This window comes from Paenibacillus sp. FSL M8-0212, from assembly GCF_038004645.1.
Lineage (GTDB): Bacteria > Bacillota > Bacilli > Paenibacillales > Paenibacillaceae > Paenibacillus.
Genome location: NZ_JBBORP010000001.1, coordinates 6,070,220 through 6,088,306, shown reverse-complemented (window position 1 = coordinate 6,088,306; position 18,087 = coordinate 6,070,220). Strand labels below are relative to the sequence as shown.

Here is an 18,087-nt window from a genome sequence, read left to right as displayed (position 1 = left end):
GCATGTCGTCATGTATAAGAGATGTCTGGACATAACAAGATGGACCTTCATTCTGTTCCTTGCTGTGTCCATACCAGCAGGTCATACCGAAGGTAATACCAAACAACATCATCCGCAGCAAGATGGGCAACAGATTCAACTTCCCGCTACGTTTGAGAGGTATTCTCCTCCCATAGCAGTCTCTTTTGTCAGGGAAACCGGAGATGACCTTGAGCGCATGATTAGTCAGTTACCTGGTGAGACGATGCTGGATAATCGCTGGACTCGTTTGTACGAGAAAGAGCTAGGTATTCAAATTCACTATGACTGGATTGCTAATGGAGATGTATACAATCAGAAGCTTGGTGTATCCCTTGCCGCAGGACGTTTCCCAGATGTGGTAAAAGTAAACCCATATCAACTTAGACAACTGAGCAACGCTGGAATGATCGAAGATTTAACCCATGTGTACCAAGAGTATGCTTCCCCACTTACAAAGAGTATATTGGAGGCGGAGGGAAGAGGAGCATTTGATGCGGCAACCATTGATGGTAAACTCATGGCTATTCCCGAATCATCTTCCTCGATTGAGACTGCGCAGTACCTGTGGATTAGAACCGATTGGTTGGAGCATTTGGGGCTACGGCCGCCTGAAACGATGGAAGAACTCCTCGAAGTTTCGAAAGCGTTTACAGAAGGAGATCCTGACGGGAACGGAGAGCAGGATACGTACGGACTTGCGCTAACAAACCATCTATGGGATCCAGTTATGGGAGCTGCAGGCTTGATGTCAGGCTACGGTGCCTACCCTAATATATGGGTTAAAGATGCAGAAGGAAACCTCACTTATGGAGGTATACAGCCTGAAGTTCGAGAGGCTCTGAAAGCACTGCAAACGTTGTATCGTGAAGGCCAACTTGATCCGGATTTTGGCTATAAAAGTGGAAGCAAGGCGTTTCGTTTAGTTCAGGATGGAAAAATAGGGATGCTCTACGGCGAACAGTGGACATCCTTTATGCTTCAGAGCACCCGTGATACAGATATAGATGTAGAATGGCAGGCATATCCCATTGTTGCCAAGTCGGACCGGAGTCTGTTCGTACCGCTACGTTCCAACACGGGGCAATATTTTGCTGTAAAAAAGGGCTTCTCTAATCCGGAGGTTGTTGTAAAGCTCATGAATCTGCATCTCGACATCAACTGGGGAGATCAGGCACAGTATGAAACATACTACAACGACGACTCCCGAGCTGTGTGGATGCTATCACCGGTGACTCCTTTTCCCGGTAATAAAAATATAGATGCATACAAACAAATTCGTGATGCCAGAAGTACAGGAGCCTTCTCCGCTCTTCAGAATGAAGCTCTCGCCATTCACAAACGCATTGTGGCCTATGAAACGGAAGATGTAGAGAGCGGCTGGGGCTGGAAACAAACCTATGGGCCATCGGGTGCTTTTAGCATTGCAGATTCTTACGAGAAGAACGGCCAACTTCTCTATGATCAGTTCACTGGCGGCATTACGGACACGATGGTTGATCGACAAATTATTCTTCGAGACCTTCAGCTTGAAGCCTATATGAACATTATTCTAGGCAGGTCGATAGATGAGTTTGATCAATTCGTTGAGAACTGGCGCAAGCTGGGGGGAGATCAGATCACATCAGAGGTTAACGCGTGGTTTCGCACCAGCAAGCCAAAGGAGCGCTAATGTTCACTTTATTCTTACAAGGAACCCAATCAGCCCTTGGCATTGGAGGTGAATGCATTGATCAAGATCCCTGCTAAATCATGGTTTAACAGTATATTTGCGCGATTAATAATCACCTATCTGGTATTTGTGCTCCCTCTTATTCTTCTTGGCGTGTATCTGTATCATTGGAGTTATGACAATGCAAGCCAGGAAATATCGTTGTCAACGGAAAGACGGTTGAACCAATATGTGGTGGAATTGAACAGAGAGATAGAATGGATGGAATTACAGCAGTTTGATATCGTTGAGGATCGAAAACTCAATCGTCTGGCCATTCTCTGGGACATGATGGATCAGGTTGAGCGGCGTGATACATTAAATTACCTGACTGAACGACTCGCTTCATTCAAGAATAGCACTGCTTATATCAAAAACGTTCATGTTCATATCCCTTCTGTTGGCAAGAGTATATCCGCGATCCAAGGCATCGATGATTTCGATAAAAGTTCATATCTATATTTCAGTTCGGGCATGCAAGGAAAAGGTACACGTTTCACTGTGAAAGAGGATGCTTTGAACTTAAGTGCCGTTAGGCTGACAGGCACGAGAGGAGAACCTCCGCTTTTTGTCATTCAGGTGGAGTTGGATACATACCATTTTCAGAATGAACTCACACGGCTTAATTTGTACCCGGAGAGTTCAACCTTTCTGATTGAGGACAAAACGGGGCATGCCATCACAGATAAACATCAAGCTAGTGTTATTCTCGCGAATTTCCGTGAGCACAGTGTAGAGGGTACACTTGATGGCTTTCGGATGAAGGTGGGGGACACCATGTACCATGTTAGTCAGTTACATATGGACTCCCTGGGCTTATCCGTAGCTACATATCTACCCGAGGCAATTGTTACCAAGCCACTTAGCAAGTTCTATCATTGGGCTTGGCTGTTTGCAATTACATCATTTGTTGCCATCACGGCGTATCTCTATTCAAGTTACAAGTTGATTCATATCCCGTTACTGTTGTTGGTGAAAAGATTCAAAAAAATGGAGGGAGGCATGCTTGATGTCCCCATTGCGCACAACCGAAAGGATGAATTCGGCTTCCTCTACACCCGTTTCAATTTAATGATTGAAAATCTTCAATCCCTGATCGATCGAGATTTCAAGAAAACACTGATGATGCAGCGGGCCGAGTTGAAACAGCTTCAATCGCAGATTAATCCTCATTTTCTGTACAATAGTTTCTTTATTCTGAATTCACTGGCAAGGACAGGAGAAACCGAACGTATTGAGCAATTCACGAACATGCTTGGAGAGTATTTCAGGTTCATTACCCGGAATGAAACCGATCATGTGAAGTTGAAAGTGGAAGTTGAGCATTCACGAATCTATACAGAGATTCAACAATTACGATTCTCCAGACGAATCAAAGTTGATTTTGGTTCACTACCTGTTGAGATGGAACATATTAAAGTTCCCAGACTCATTATTCAACCCATTATTGAGAATGCCTACGAACACAGCCTTGAAAAGAATACGGACTCCGGTCTTCTCATTATTGGGTTTAATATGGAAGGTTCATATGCCGAGATCACCGTAGAGGATAATGGAAATGAGTTGGAAGAGCAACACATTCAAACTCTTCAACAACGCTTGCATAAGGACGGAGGTACAGACGAAATGACCGCGTTAATAAATATTCATCGACGTCTGATCCTGACGTATGGAGAAGGAAGTGGCCTTTTCCTATCCAGAAGTGAACTGCAAGGGTTAAAAGTCACAATTCGAATCCAGTGGAAAGAGGGAGAAAACGAATGTATCGACTTTTGATTGTAGATGACGAGGAGATTATTACGGATAGTCTCTATGAAACGTTCGCCAGACATATACCCGACCAGCTTGATGTATGTAAGGCCTACTCTGCAACAGAAGCATTGTCCTGGATGCAACGTTCGAGAATTGACATTGTTCTAACGGACATCCGCATGCCGGGCATGAGTGGCTTGGAACTGACAGAGCGGATTCAAGCCAGTTGGCCGAATTGTCGCGTCATTTTTCTGACAGGACATAGCGATTTTGATTATGCCTATCAAGCTTTTCAGATGTCTAATGTGCGTTACTTGCTCAAGACGGAAGGCTATGACAAGGTGATGTCGGTTGTAGAAGATGTGATGGAAGAGATCCGGCGAAGTCACAGCATGGTTGAGTTGTTGGAACACTCTCATAAAGTCAACTCGCAGCTTGCACTGATTCAGCAAAAAGAGTATTTGCGGAAACTACTTCAAGATTGTACAGCGGTTCTAGATTCTACTACGGACGTGCAGGACGAATTATCCAAACGAGATATAAGATTACAGATCAACTTGCCTGTTTATCTCATACTGGGGCGGTTCAATAATCCGCCAGAAAAGGGTTCGGACCTCACACAAGTTCAGGAATCTGTTCGCATTATCGGCTCTTCTCTGATGAATGAGCGTACAGTGTGCGCAAGTGTAACGGACCATTATGGGGATACGATCTGGCTGCTTCAGCCGAAGCAGGAGGAAGAGATGACCAATGATAAACTTGTGCGATTTCTAGAAGGTACACTAGAACTGGTACAGGAAGCGTGCATGGTATCACTCGGCGTATCCATTGCTTTTTCATTAAGTAGTCGAAGCTGCAATTGGTCCGAGTTAACCAAACAATATGAACGTCTGCGATTACTCCAGTGGATGAAAATTGGGGATGGTGTATCCATGGTACTCACGGATCATCGCAATGATCTCTCATCTGATGTACCCAAAGAATCCATGCGGATCTCAAACCGGATCGAGATTATGTCAGGATATTTGGAAACGGGACGAATTCAGCCATTTTACGATATATTTGAGGAGCTTGCAGGCGAACTGCTGCAACAGGATATTACGATGGAACGTGCCATGGAGACATACTACAATCTGGCCTTATTATTGCATTCAACGATCAATCGCTGGGGTCTTCAACAGAAGATCCCGGATCAACGAAGCTTGCTGCACTTAGGGGAATATACATGCATGAAGGATGCAGTACAATTTTTATATCTTGCTGCCGATGAATTAGTACGCTACAAAAGGTCAAATGAACAGGAACGCGCTAACGTTGTCATTCATTCCTTATGCAGTTACGTCAAGGAGAACCTGGAGAAAGATCTCTCTCTGGTGAGATTGGCAGAACTTCATCATTTTAATCCATCCTATCTGTCGCGATTCTTTAAGCAGGAAATGGGAATAAACGTGTCAGAATTCATTGACGACTGCCGAATACGGAAAGCCAAAGAATTGCTTCAGAACACAAATCTTATGGTACGTGAGGTCGCGCTTCAAGTGGGGTACGAGGCTGCACATTCGTTTACCCGACTTTTTAAGAAAATAACGGGAATGACTCCCCAAGAATACCGGGAATCCCTTTTGGTACGTTAATAGTGAATCCTTTGGAATCGACCAAACCCAAATAACCACAAAAAAAGCAGGATGTATTTTTCATCCTGCTTTTTTTGTGGTTATTATCTACTTGATAAACAAAGCGATTCGGCGTTTCACCTTAGGCCGTGTTGATTTTTTGTCTTCTATAAGCATTGGGACTCGATCCGGCATACGCTTTGAACTTTTTATAGAACCAATCAATATCCTTATAGCCTACCTCAATAGCAATCTCATATATTCGCAGATTTGTGGAAGACAACAACTGCTGGGCCTTTTCCATACGTTGCTGGAGCATATAATCATTGAAAGACATCTTCTCTTCCAGCTTGAACTTCTGTCCAAGGTACGCACAGTTAAAATGAAGCATGTCAGAGATCTTCTTCAGCGTGATTTCATCACTCAGATGATCCCGTACATAGGCCTTGACGATACGAATGACATGACTGGAGTGCATGGGTTTACCATTCATTTGAACGGGTGTTTTGAAGAACGACGACGTTTTGTGTGCCGGGTCGGTTTCAAGGTGGGATCTAAGTCCATGCAGACTGTTAAGTAAAGTAGAGGGACTAACAGGATACGGGAGATAATCATTTACCTGATACGTCAGGGCTTTGCGTACAAACCTGAAGTGATCTCTTCCACCCATCAGGAGGATGGCTATCTGACTTTTCTTTCGAATGTTGTTGCATAACCAGAGCCCCGCGGTATCAAACCTCTCTGTATGTACCATAACAAGGGAAAAGTCTCGTTCTGACAATGCGGTCAAAGCCTCGGCCGATGAGAACACACAATTTGCGATAGTATATTGAGCTTTGCTCCGTAGCAACATCTGTTGCAACTCTCCGCACAAACGACGGCTGAAATCCACAAGTAAAATATCATACATGAAGCAATACCTCACCTTCTGCTGAATTGTAATGCGCTAGATTAACTGAAATTTGACTTAATTTCATTATGGTAATAAAAGAAAGCGCATACAATGTGCATATTTTTGTAGACAGTGCATTTCTTTACCAATTAAAACCTCTAATGCACTTTGCTCGCGCAAAATTACGCAAATCTATATTCAGCCCGGGTAAACATCTGTATTCCGGCAGGTTGTTTGCGCTTTCATTGTGACGATACACTGTGATAGCAAACGACAATCAGGGGGGAAGACGATGAGAAAAAACAAGTTCATGCTACTGAGCCTGGTATTTGCGGTCTTGTTGGTGATTGCTGCATGCAGTTCTGCACCTACCGCTCAACCCGAGCCGGAAAAGACAACACCACAGGAGGAACAAAAACCAGCGGAAACCGAGCCCAAGAATGAAAACTCCACGCCAGAAATGGACTTTGACATGGGCGGCAGAACCATCAAGGTTGTTGCTTGGTGGGACATGGAAATACAGGGGAACAACCCGGACAACATTCAACGCCTTGAGAATCTCGAAGCGCTGAAGAAAAAACACAACTTTAATATTGAATACGTTTCCATCGATTTCGGTGAATATCAGGAAAAAGTAGTTGCTTCCCTGATGGCCGGTGAACCGCTTGGCGATCTGGTGAGACTGGGCAAAAACTATGCCATTCCGGCATTGACCAAACAGGATCTGTTATGGCCGGTGGATGATTATATTAAAAACGACAAGGTATTCAACCAGAAAACAACCAAGGAATACATGCAGTATGAAGGTAAAGGTTACGGCTTTACTGAGGACCAGTCCTCGTTTATCAACGGAATTTTCTATAATCGCACACTCATGCAAGAGCTCGGCTTGAAGCCACTTCAGGAGTATGTGGATGCCGATGAATGGAACTGGGATACATTCATCAGTGTTGCCAAGCAAGCGAACAAGGATCGAAACAATGATGGCAAGCTGGATACTTGGGGACTCGCTCAAACGGGCTTGCTGGAACCGATTCTGTATTCCAACGAGGCTTCTCTGACCAAAGAGGATAAGCAGAACCTGGAAGATCCAAAAACGAAAGAAGCGTTGAACTTCCTGTCCAAACTGGCTACCGAGAAGGTCGGCAGAGCTTCTGAGGGCGGCGATTGGACAGAGCCATCCACGTTCTTCCGTCAAGGCAACACCTTGATGTATTCAGGTGCCATGTACGAAGTCGAAGGTATTATGACGGATATGCAGGACTACGATATTGGTTTTGTACCGTTTCCAAAAGGTCCAAGTGCAACAGCGTATCACTCCGGTGAGTCACGTTACCAGGCTATAACGATTCCTAAAGCGGTAGAGAATCCGGAACAACTGATGTACATCTGGGAGAAAATTAACGAGATCGATTCGATCTATGAGTATCCGGGACAATCCACACTGGAGACACATCTGACCGATGAAGCAGATATCAACAACGCCAGAGAGGTCGCGGAAGGTATGTTGGTTCTCGACCATAACACATTCCCGTCCTTGCCGTTCTGGGACTTTGATGGGGAACTCAAAGAAGGGGTGTCCGTATCTACGCTGATCGAGAAATACAAGGCTCCTTTCCAGGCTGCGATTGATGAGGTTTACAAATAAGTATTACGTTACACGGGCAGAACGCACCAGTGAAGGTGCGGTCTGTCCGGGTTAGTCAATCGTTCAGTTCTCTCAACGCTTACAGGAAAGGGGATACATTCAAACATGCGGTCACGTAAGAAAAAGGGACTAATCCTGGTGCTTGTCCTGGCCTTGGTGCTCTCCATATGGACACTATATCCATCGCGGGATCGTAATCCGGGAACCGTACATGCGCTTGAGGACTTTGAGGCGGTATCGGGAACCGAGGATTCATTCAGTTATGAGCATTATCTGACTGCTCATGACAATACGGCCAAACCGGATGAAATTGTACGCATCGAAGGCGAATCTTATGTTCAGGCAGAGGATGGGGAATTTGAGGTTGTGCAAGGGTACGCCGGATTAGACGGAAGTGCCGTAATTACGCCGGAAACTGGAACCATTCGCTGGGATGTTCCCGTTCAAGTGAGCGGTTTGTACAACATTCGCATTCACTATTATCCCGTAGAAGGCAAAAGCTCCGGGATCGAACGCAGGCTTGAACTTAACGGTAAGGTCCCGTTCAGAGGGGCCGATATTCTTCTGTTTGACAGGGTATGGGGGAATCGCGAGGATAACGTCCGGCAGGACGATCGTGGTAACGAGCTTAGACCAAGACAAGTGGAACAGCCCGAATGGCAACTGACTTCCTTCAAGGACAGTGCAGGGTACTTCGAGGAACCGTTTCAGTTTTATTTTGAAAAAGGCAGTCAGCAGTTCTCGCTCACTTCATTAAGAGAAAGCATGGCGATTGATTATATCGAGCTTTACCAGGAAAATGAAGTCCCGTCCTATACAGAGCTGGAGAAGACCTATGCCTCACTTGGCTTGAAACAAGCGGCTCCTGTCATGCTGAAAGTACAGGGGGAGGAAGCTGTCAGCAAATCATCCCCTACACTGGCACCAATCTCGGACCGATCAAGTCCTTCACTGGAGCCTTATAATGTATCGAAAATTCGGATGAACGCCATCGGGGGCATTAACTGGAAACTGCCGGGCGAATGGATTGAATGGGAAATTGACGTGCCTGAAGACGGACTGTATCAACTGGCGCTTAAGGTGAAGCAGGATCAATTGCGTGGCATCTATGCCACCCGCAGTCTGACGATTAACGGCGAAGTTCCGTTTAAGGAAATGAAACGCATTCGATTTAACTACAGCCCTGCCTGGCAAACTCAGGTGTTGGGATCGGGAGAAGATCAGCCATATCAGTTTCATCTGGAAAAAGGAAAACACCGAATCCGAATGACGGTTACACTTGGCGACATCGCTCCGCTGCTGCGGACCGTGGAATCCAGCGTGCTGGAACTGAATGAGATGTATCGCAAAATATTAATGATCACCTCCAACAGTCCGGACCCACTGCGGGATTACCAGCTGGAACGGCGTATTCCGGAGATGACGGAGGTGTTTGAACGACAAGCTGACACCTTGCGCTCCGTTGCAGATTACCTGGAAAAGGCCACGGGTGAGCAAAGTGACAAAGTGGCCGTACTGCACGCCATGGTATTGCAGCTTGAAGATATGGCGGCCAGACCAGAGACGGTTCCCAAACGGCTGGATACGTTCAAAATTAACGTAGGCGGTCTCGGCACATGGATTCTATCGGTACGTGAACAGCCGATTACGTTGGATTACCTTGTCGTATCTCCGCCGGGTGAATCGCTGCCAAAAGCGGAAGCGAGCACTGTCCAGCAGGTGAAGCACGAACTGGGCGCATATGTTGCCTCGTATACCGAAGATTACGACAGCATTGGGAACGTGGAACAAAAGAAGGATGCCATCACCGTATGGATCACAACCGGACGAGATCAGGCCCAAGTACTGAAAGGTATGATCGACGATTCGTTTACCCCGGATACGGATGTGTCCGTGCAGTTACGTCTCGTTCCGCCTAATATTTTGCTGCCCGCAACACTCTCGGGGGAAGGACCGGATGTAGCCATGCAGATGGGTGAAGACATTCCGGTGAACTATGCGATGAGGAATGCAACAGCGGATCTGAGCCAGTTCCCCGATTTTGAGGAAGTTTCGGGCAGGTTCCGTGAAAGCGGATTGACGCCTTACCGGTACAACGACGGGGTATATGCCCTTCCGGAGCAGCAGCATTTTCCAATGCTCTTTTACCGCAAAGATATTCTGAATGAACTGGGCCTCGAACCGCCGAAAACGTGGCAAGACGTATATAACGCCATCGCCGTGCTGCAGAAACATAACATGGAGTTTTATCTGCCGATAGAGGATACGCTGAACAATGCCAACCTGGTTCCGAATTCAACCTTTGCGATGTTGTTATATCAGAATGACGGAACGTTCTACACCGAAGACCAGAAGAAAAGTGCACTGGATTCGGAGATTTCAATGGACGCGTTCAAACGCTGGACGCAATTTTATACCAATTACAAGTTTCCGCTCAAAGCCGATTTTCCGAACCGCTTCCGTACGGGGGAAATGCCGATCGGAATTGCTGATTACACCACGTATAACATGCTGACGGTTATGGCTCCGGAAATCCGCAATCTCTGGGACTTTACGATTGTTCCGGGTACACAGCTTCCGGATGGGTCCATACGGCATGAAGTGGCCAGCGCTACGAGTGCGGTGATGATGCTCGAAAATGCCGACAACAAGGAAGCGGCGTGGAAGTTCATGAAGTGGTGGACTGATGATCAGACCCAGATTGAATACGGGAGAGAAATGGAAGGTCTTATGGGAGCGGCTGCCCGTTACCCTACGGCCAATATCGAAGCCTTGAAGCAATTGCCTTGGCCTGTGAAGGATTATCAAAATCTCGAGAAACAATGGGAATGGGTACAGGGAATCCCGCAGCTTCCTGGAGGTTACTTCACGGGACGACATCTGGATAACGCCTTCCGCAAGGTGGTCAATGCTAATGAAAATCCACGTGAAGCCTTATCGGACTATGTGTTGTACATTGATGATGAAATTGAATTGAAACGCAAGGAATTTAATCTGAAATAGAGGAAAGGGAGGGTAACGGTTGCAAGCTAAAACTACCAAGACAGCCGCCGCTCCTGCCGTCCATACCCGCCAGGTCGGCTGGTGGTCCCTATTGAAGCGGGATCTGTATCTCAGCAGGCATTATTATGTATTGATGGCACCGTTTATGCTGATTTTTTTCATGTTTACGGTCATTCCGGTCGGCATTTCACTCGGGCTCAGCTTTTTTCACTTCAATATGCTGGAGCTGCCGCGATTTGTCGGCTGGCAGAACTATTCCCGGCTTTTTCTGAACGATGACGTATTTCTGATCGCGCTCAAAAACACGCTGCTTTTTGCCGTGATTACAGGCCCTGTCAGTTATATTGCCTGCTTTTTGTTTGCGTGGATCATTAATGAGCTGTCTCCTAAAATTCGGGCGGTCATGACGCTGGTTTTCTATGCCCCATCCATATCGGGCAACGTCTTTTTCATCTGGCTGATCATCTTCTCGGGTGACAGCTACGGTTATATGAACGGCTTCCTGATGCGCCTTGGCGTCGTACTGGAACCGATCCAATGGCTCGCAGACGAGAAATATGTACTGGCAATCGTTATTATTGTACAGCTGTGGCTGAGCCTGGGAACCAGCTTCCTGGCCTTTATTGCAGGACTGCAAACCATTGATCGTTCTCTGGTTGAAGCAGGAACCGTAGACGGGATCAAAAACCGCTGGCAGGAGCTCTGGTACATCACCTTGCCTTCGATGAGACCGCAGTTGATGTTTGGTGCGGTAATGCAGATTACCGCTTCCTTCGCCGTAGCTGAGATTTCCATCGCACTGGCAGGTTTCCCGAGCGTGAACTATGCTGCACACACAGTTGTCACGCATCTGATGGACTTCGGAACCATTCGTTTCGAGATGGGGTATGCCTCGGCCATCGCAACGGTCCTGTTTGCCCTGATGCTGGGTACAAACGTTTTCACGCAAAAAATGCTTAGAAAGATAGGTGAATGACGATGACCAGCAAAGTACGTGCCGTGTTTGGCATGCCAAAAAGGCTTAATCGGTCATTTACCGTCAGCCTGATGTTATTTGCATTGCTGGGCGTGTTCGGCTCCTTTATGGTGCTTCCGCTCATCTATGCTGTCAACAATGCATTCAAGCCGCTGGATGAGCTGTTTATTTTCCCGCCGCGCTTCTGGGTGAACAATCCGACAACGGAGAATTTTGCCGATCTGATCAACCTCATGGGCAATTCGTGGGTGCCGTTATCCCGCTATATTGCCAACACATTGCTCATTACGATACTTGGCACAGCAGGGCATATCCTTCTTGCATCTGCAGCAGCTTATCCGCTGGCGAAATATCGTTTTCCGGGTTCCAAAGTGTTGTTCACCATTGTCATTCTGTCCCTGATGTTCTCGCCGCATGTTACGGCGATTCCGAACTACATGGTCATGTCCTGGCTCGGCTGGATTAACACTCATGCGTCCATTATTGTGCCATCACTTGCGTTCTCGCTGGGACTTTTCCTGATGAAACAGTTCATGGAGCAGATTCCTGATGCTTTGCTGGAGGCAGCCAAAATCGACGGGGCCAATGAATACCGGATATTCTGGAGCATCGTGATGCCTAATGTAAAACCGGCATGGCTCACACTCATGATCCTGCAGTTTCCAGCTTTATGGGGAACGGATGGCGGGAGCTTCATTTACAGTGAAAATCTCAAAACGCTGCATTATGCGCTCAGTCAGATTGTGCAGGGAGGGATTGCAAGAGCCGGTGTAGGTGCGGCTGTTGCCTTGCTGCTGATGATTGTACCGATCACCCTGTTTATCATCTCTCAGAGCAGTGTTATGCAGACGATGGCCACTTCGGGCATGAAAGAGTAGAAAGGAGGCAGCGAGGTGCGGAGAAGCACATGGAACAAACGTAAATCGATCATCATGGGCATGATCTGCCTCCTGTTGTTCGTTCAAGAGGCGCCCTATGTGAGTGCAGACGGTAAAACGGATGCATATCATTATTCATTCTGGGGTGACGCAGTTCCGGCACCGGCGGCATATGAGGCAACAACCATTATCACCGGCAAGAAGCTGAACACAACTCCGATGAAAGAGCCAAGTGACATGCATGTTACCGCCAATCAGCACGTCTTTGTGCTCGACTCGGGCAATGGCCGCATCATTGAGATGGATCGCAACTTCAAGCTGGTACGGACGATTGATTCATTCGAGCAGGAAGGCAAGGAAGATCTTTTTAAAAATCCACAGGGATTGTACGTAACGGAAAAGGGCCATCTGCTGGTCGCTGATTCGGATAATCACCGGGTCGTGCATCTGGATGAACAGGGGAAGCTGGTCAAGATCGTGTCTGAACCAAAATCGGATCTGTTAAAAGCAGACTTCCAGTTTAAACCGATGCGGATTGTTATGGACAAAGGGGAGCGTATCTACGTCATGGCCGAAGGCGTATTTGATGGATTCATGGAGTTCAGCGCCGATGGTACGTTCTCTTCCTTCATTGGAGCGAACAGAGTTCAGGTGGACCCGGTGGAGTATCTATGGAAACGGTTTGCAACACGGGAGCAGCGCAGTCAGATGGTGATGTTCACTCCAACGGAATTTACCAATCTGGATATGGATGAAGAGGGCTTTATCTACGCCACTAGCGGGGATCGCGGCAAAGATCCGGTCAAGAAGCTGAATGCCCAGGGTACAGACATTTTGCGTAGAGAAGGCTATCAGACTCCGCAGGGTGATTTGCTGTATACCCAGGAAGCAGGGCCATCCCGTCTGATTGATGTGGATGTGGGTGACAGTGACATGTATTCCGTACTGGATTCCAGCAAGGGCCGAATCTTCACCTACAATGGAGACGGATATCTGCTCCATATATATGGCGGCATCGGGAACCGGCTGGGCCAGTTTAATACACCTGTTGCCCTGGAACGTGCAGGAGACCGAATGTTAGTTCTGGATAAAGCGCTGGGAGAAATCACCGTCTTTCAAACAACGGAATACGGACGTACACTCCACGAAGCGGTGCGCAGCTACTATAACGGTGATGAAGATCAATCTTCGGTGCTGTTTGCCCAAGCTGCTGAAATGAACGCTAACTTGGAATACGCGTATGCGGGAATTGGCAAAGCATTGCTTCGTCAGAAGGAATATGCCGAGTCTGCGAAATATTTCAAGCGCAGCATGGAGCCCAAAGGGTATTCCAAAGCTTTTCTTTTGTACCGCAAAGAGCTGATGCGTGAGCATTTTTCATGGATGATGTCCGGTATATTCCTGGCTGTCGCTGCGATTGTCACCGTCATCATCGTTCGCAGGCAGAAAAGGAGGACTACGAATGCAGGCATCAAGTAAGGAACTATACCAGTACCCGCTGCACCTGATATTTCATCCGTTTGACGGATACTGGGAATTGAAATATGAACGGAACCAAAGAAACTCACTGCTGATTGCTTTCATGATCCTGGTGCTTCTGGTCATCACCAAAATTTTGCATGCCCAGTACAGCGGTTTTCTCATTAACCTTAGTAATCCAAAGTACCTGAACAGTCTGCTCGAAATGGTATATGTCATTATACCGGTGCTGTTTTGGTGTGTGGCCAACTGGTCGTTAACCACATTGATGGACGGGGAAGGCAAGTTCTCCGAAATTTTCATGTCAACGTGTTTTGCACTGGTACCGTTGTTCCTCATTCATTTTCCATGGATCTGGCTGAGTCTTGTGATCTCTGCGCAGGAAACTGCCTTTTATTATTTCTCCAATGCACTCGCCGTTGCGTGGACGGTATATCTGTTATTTGTGGGGAATATGACGGTTCATCAGTACACTCCAGCCAAAACGGTGCTCACGATGCTGCTGACACTTGTGGCGATGGCGTTTATGGCATTTCTGTGCCTGTTATTCTTTAGTCTCGTACAGCAGATTGTATCGTTTGTCGTAACCATCTATCAGGAATTAGTGCTTCGGGGCTAAGGGAGGAGGAAATTGTTATGAATTATACCGTAGCCAAAAAAATAACAGGAATGCTGCTCGCGGGCAGTCTGCTTCTTGGCGGTTGTCAATTCTCGCCAACACCGCTTGCTCACGAGACAGTGACTGCCGCAGATTCGACAGACTTTCCCTCCCTGCCTCCCGGAGAGAAACTGAAATCATCGTTCAGCGATGTCCGCCTTCCCGGCATGGTAGGCATTGCGCAGAATGCTGCGCTGCAGTTGTTCATTAACGAAGAGACTGCCGAGATTGCAGTGATTCACACGCAGAGTGGCCAGATCTGGCGCAGCAATCCTGCAGATCGTGAGCTGGATGGGGTTGCAGCCGGGATAAACAAAGACCTTTTGTCATCACAAACAAAGCTCAGCTTCTTCAACAGCCTCGGACAGAGCAGCACCGTGAATTCCTTCACGGATAGTGTTGCACACAAGCAGATAAGCTACGAGGTGCTGCCAGGCGGCGTGCGGGTCCACTATCAGTTTGGAAGCACTGAGCGATCCATAGAAGACTTGCCGATGAAGATCAGCAAGGAGCGATTTGAACAAAAGCTGCTTGCACAGCTAGACAAGGCCGGGCAGCGGGCCTTGAAGGTCGGTTATGCGGAAGATAAGGATGAAGGCGCTTATGTTCGGATTGATAAGGCGATGCAAGGATTGCAATTGTCCCGGGCCTTGAAAGCTTTTGACACAGCCGGTTACACATCGGAGGATCTGGCTCAGGATCACGCCGAGTTCGGCATTGAAGAAGAACGGAGTGGACCACGGCTGTTTATGCTTACGATGGAATATGAGCTGGATGGAGAGGATCTGCTTGTACGTGTTCCGTCCTCAGGCATTCATTTTCCGGAGGAATATCCGATCAACAGCATATCTGTAATGGATTATTTCGGGGCCGGGGGTTCAGACGAAGAGGGCTCCATACTGGTGCCGGACGGTTCGGGAGCACTGATCCATTTTAACAATGGCAAGCTGCAGTATCCCGCCTATCAACAAGACATATACGGACCGGATATGACCATGAAACTGCGCGAAGCAAGTTCGAATGAAGCTAGAGCCAGGTTGCCGGTATTTGGACTGATTCGGAAAGAGGGGGCTTTCCTCGGCATTATTGAACAAGGAGATGCTGTTGCCGTTGTGAATGCCGATATCAGCGGCAAGCTGAACAGTTACAACAACGTATATCCAAGCTTCTATGTAGTGAACAAGAGCGATGTGACGCTTCAGGCAAGTGATATGGTTCGTACACTTCCGAAATTTCAGAAGAAACCGACTGTGTCTGACTTCGTCGTTCGATATGCTTTTGTCGGGGCGGATAAAGCCTCGTACTCAGGGCTTGCATCTCTCTATCGGGATTATCTGATGCAAAACGGCGGACTTCCCGAGTTAAACGCCAGCAAGGAGCAGAGTAACGTTCCCTTTTATCTGCAACTGTTCGGCGGCATGACAACAAGGCAGCATATGCTGGGCATACCGTATGATTCAACGGAGGCTTTGACCACATTTGATGAAGCCAAAAACATTCTCTCCGCCTTGACGGAGAAGAAGGTATCCAATATTCAGGTGCGCTATGCGGGATGGCTAAACGGCGGGCTTCATCATCGACTGCCGGATTCCATCCAGGTAGACGGCGCGGTAGGCGGGAAAAAGGGATTGCGGGATTTCAGTGCATATACACAAGAAGCGGGCATCGGTTTCTATCCCGATATCGCTCTGCTGAATGTGCAATCCAAAAAAGGGTTTAAACCGTCCAAAGAAGCTTCACGCACATTAACTCAGGAACCGGCGGTCTTGTATCCGATGAACCAGGCCATCCAGCGGCGGGACCGGGATCGTTCACCATCCTATGTGCTTTCGCCCAACATGCTGGAGGACGTGACGGCAGACATGTTAGATGAGCTCAGTTCCCTTCAAAAGGATGGACTGTCGCTGAGCCTGAATGATCTGGCAGCTCAGTTAAACAGCGATATGAATCCGAAAAAGCTGGTGGATCGAACACAAGCGCTCGGCTCCGTGAAGAAGGCACTTGAACAGATCCGGCAGCAGGCTGGCTCGCTTGTTGCTGAAGGCGGGAACGCTTATGCTCTGCCGTATGTAACTGGTCTGACAGATGCGCCGATGACCAGCAGTCGTTTCAAGCTGGAGGATGAAGAGATTCCGTTCTATCAGCTCGTTGTACACGGCAGCATCGGTTATACGGGGACGCCATACAATCTCTCCACATATATCAATGCAAGGCAATATGTGCTGAAGCTCATTGAATATGGAGCCAGTCCTTACTTTGCATGGTTCAATGCGCCAAACCATGTTGTGAAAGAAACGGATTATGATGATCTCTACGCGGCGAATTATGAACAATGGATCGATCTGGCTGCCGAGATCTACAACGAGGTGAACCAGGTGAACCAACCGTTTGCCGGACGTTCCATGATGTCCCATGAAACCCTGGAGGAGGGCGTCTTCCGGACAACATATGAAGGTGGCGGGTTCGTAATTGTCAATTATAACGACTTCCCTGTAGAAGTTGACAACGATACAGTGGAAGCCCAAAGCTATGTGACTGGTGGTGAGCAGCTCTGAAGACGCTCCTGAAATGGAAATGGGGAAGTCGTACGTATGCTCAGCAGAAAGCCATGTGGGGCGTAATCTACGTGCTTCCCTGGCTCATTGGTTTTGTGTTGTTTTTCTTCATTCCGCTGTTAGCCTCTCTGCGATACAGCATGAGTACAATTCAGGCTAACGCGGAAGGCATAGCGATTCAGTTCAACGGTGTTGCCAATTACATTCAGGCGCTGACCGTCAATACAAGCTTTAACCGTGCGTTAATTGAGGCGATCACAGACGTGCTCATCAACGTACCGCTTATCGTTATATTCAGTCTGTTCCTTGCCGTCATCCTGAATCAGAAGTTCAGGGGCCGGGCTGTAGCGCGGTCGATCTTTTTCCTGCCCGTTATTCTGGCATCGGGAGTGATTATGACACTGGAGAGCACCAGCCTGATTGAAGCGGTTAATCAGAGCAGCACAGGTGGAAGCTCACTCGGGACATTTGAACTCGAAAATCTAATGGTTAACGCCGGAGTGAGCGATTGGATCGTTACGTATCTGAGCAGCGCCGTAGATCGGATCTATCAGATCGTCAGTCAATCCGGTGTACAGATTTTGATCTTTTTGGCAGGGATCCAGACGATTTCCCCTCAACTGTATGAGGCTTCGAAGATGGAAGGGGCAACGGGTTATGAAGCCTTTTGGAAAATTACGTTCCCGATGGTCAGCCCGCTTATTTTTGTCAATGCGATCTATACAATCATTGATTCGTTTGCCAATAACGCCATGACGGAACTGATCCGGGATACCGGCTTCGTCAAATTTGACTTTGGATTAAGTTCTGCCATGGCATGGGTCTACTTTCTGGCCATTGCCATCATTCTGGTTATCGTAAACATCATTTTCTCGAAGCGAGTCTTCTATCAAGATTAGAAAGG

At 47.5% G+C, this 18,087-nt stretch carries 12 protein-coding genes; 11 read left to right on the top strand and 1 reads right to left on the bottom strand.

All coding sequences use genetic code 11. The annotated features are described in order from the left end of the window. Positions 1 to 10 precede the first annotated feature (10 nt). From MKX68_RS26565 to MKX68_RS26555, 3 genes are read left to right on the top strand one after another with little or no spacing between them, the layout of a single operon-like run. Positions 11 to 1,690: an extracellular solute-binding protein gene (locus MKX68_RS26565; protein WP_340914708.1), complete on the top strand. Its 1,680-nt coding sequence runs from the start codon at positions 11 to 13 to the stop codon at positions 1,688 to 1,690. 57 nt (positions 1,691 to 1,747) lie between these two features. Then, positions 1,748 to 3,505 carry a sensor histidine kinase gene (locus tag MKX68_RS26560; protein WP_340914707.1) on the top strand — a complete coding sequence of 586 codons (1,758 nt, stop codon included), beginning with the start codon at positions 1,748 to 1,750 and terminating at the stop codon, positions 3,503 to 3,505. Further along, positions 3,490 to 5,115: a response regulator gene (locus tag MKX68_RS26555; protein ID WP_340914706.1), complete on the top strand. Its 1,626-nt coding sequence runs from the start codon at positions 3,490 to 3,492 to the stop codon at positions 5,113 to 5,115. Before MKX68_RS26560 ends, MKX68_RS26555 begins: the two co-directional genes overlap by 16 nt. Before the next feature lie 121 nt (positions 5,116 to 5,236). Here the strand turns inward: MKX68_RS26555 and MKX68_RS26550 are convergent, their stop codons facing one another. Next, positions 5,237 to 6,004 (bottom strand): helix-turn-helix domain-containing protein, encoded by a 768-nt coding sequence (locus MKX68_RS26550; protein ID WP_340914705.1) that lies wholly within the window; start codon positions 6,002 to 6,004, stop codon positions 5,237 to 5,239. 274 nt (positions 6,005 to 6,278) lie between these two features. Here MKX68_RS26550 and MKX68_RS26545 point away from each other — a divergent pair, with 274 nt between their 5' ends. From MKX68_RS26545 to MKX68_RS26510, 8 genes are all read left to right on the top strand, one after another. Then, positions 6,279 to 7,634: an extracellular solute-binding protein gene (locus MKX68_RS26545; RefSeq protein ID WP_036670945.1), complete on the top strand. Its 1,356-nt coding sequence runs from the start codon at positions 6,279 to 6,281 to the stop codon at positions 7,632 to 7,634. A gap of 105 nt (positions 7,635 to 7,739) precedes the next feature. Further along, complete coding sequence (locus MKX68_RS26540; RefSeq protein WP_340914704.1) at positions 7,740 to 10,637, top strand: extracellular solute-binding protein; 2,898 nt, start codon at positions 7,740 to 7,742, stop codon at positions 10,635 to 10,637. 19 nt (positions 10,638 to 10,656) lie between these two features. Then, complete coding sequence (locus MKX68_RS26535) at positions 10,657 to 11,613, top strand: carbohydrate ABC transporter permease (protein ID WP_339309423.1); 957 nt, start codon at positions 10,657 to 10,659, stop codon at positions 11,611 to 11,613. Between the two features lie 2 nt (positions 11,614 to 11,615). After that, positions 11,616 to 12,491: a carbohydrate ABC transporter permease gene (locus tag MKX68_RS26530; protein ID WP_026081082.1), complete on the top strand. Its 876-nt coding sequence runs from the start codon at positions 11,616 to 11,618 to the stop codon at positions 12,489 to 12,491. 15 nt (positions 12,492 to 12,506) lie between these two features. Further along, a complete protein-coding gene (locus tag MKX68_RS26525; protein WP_340914703.1) occupies positions 12,507 to 13,970 on the top strand; it encodes an NHL repeat-containing protein in 1,464 nt (487 codons plus the stop codon). Next, positions 13,954 to 14,589 (top strand): YIP1 family protein, encoded by a 636-nt coding sequence (locus tag MKX68_RS26520; protein ID WP_076331158.1) that lies wholly within the window; start codon positions 13,954 to 13,956, stop codon positions 14,587 to 14,589. Before MKX68_RS26525 ends, MKX68_RS26520 begins: the two co-directional genes overlap by 17 nt. 17 nt (positions 14,590 to 14,606) lie before the next feature. Further along, positions 14,607 to 17,183, top strand: a complete 2,577-nt coding sequence (locus MKX68_RS26515) for a DUF5696 domain-containing protein (protein WP_340914702.1) — start codon at positions 14,607 to 14,609, stop codon at positions 17,181 to 17,183. A 53-nt stretch (positions 17,184 to 17,236) separates the two neighbouring features. After that, positions 17,237 to 18,082 (top strand): carbohydrate ABC transporter permease, encoded by an 846-nt coding sequence (locus tag MKX68_RS26510; protein ID WP_082219083.1) that lies wholly within the window; start codon positions 17,237 to 17,239, stop codon positions 18,080 to 18,082. Positions 18,083 to 18,087 lie beyond the last annotated feature (5 nt).

Coding starts and splice junctions, on each gene's coding strand:
- MKX68_RS26520 (WP_076331158.1), top strand. CDS start 13,954: ATGCAGGCATCAAGTAAGGAACTATACCAGTACCCGCTGCACCTGATA.
- MKX68_RS26550 (WP_340914705.1), bottom strand. CDS start 6,004: ATGTATGATATTTTACTTGTGGATTTCAGCCGTCGTTTGTGCGGAGAG.
- MKX68_RS26565 (WP_340914708.1), top strand. CDS start 11: ATGTATAAGAGATGTCTGGACATAACAAGATGGACCTTCATTCTGTTC.
- MKX68_RS26545 (WP_036670945.1), top strand. CDS start 6,279: ATGAGAAAAAACAAGTTCATGCTACTGAGCCTGGTATTTGCGGTCTTG.
- MKX68_RS26510 (WP_082219083.1), top strand. CDS start 17,237: ATGTGGGGCGTAATCTACGTGCTTCCCTGGCTCATTGGTTTTGTGTTG.
- MKX68_RS26540 (WP_340914704.1), top strand. CDS start 7,740: ATGCGGTCACGTAAGAAAAAGGGACTAATCCTGGTGCTTGTCCTGGCC.
- MKX68_RS26530 (WP_026081082.1), top strand. CDS start 11,616: ATGACCAGCAAAGTACGTGCCGTGTTTGGCATGCCAAAAAGGCTTAAT.
- MKX68_RS26555 (WP_340914706.1), top strand. CDS start 3,490: ATGTATCGACTTTTGATTGTAGATGACGAGGAGATTATTACGGATAGT.
- MKX68_RS26515 (WP_340914702.1), top strand. CDS start 14,607: ATGAATTATACCGTAGCCAAAAAAATAACAGGAATGCTGCTCGCGGGC.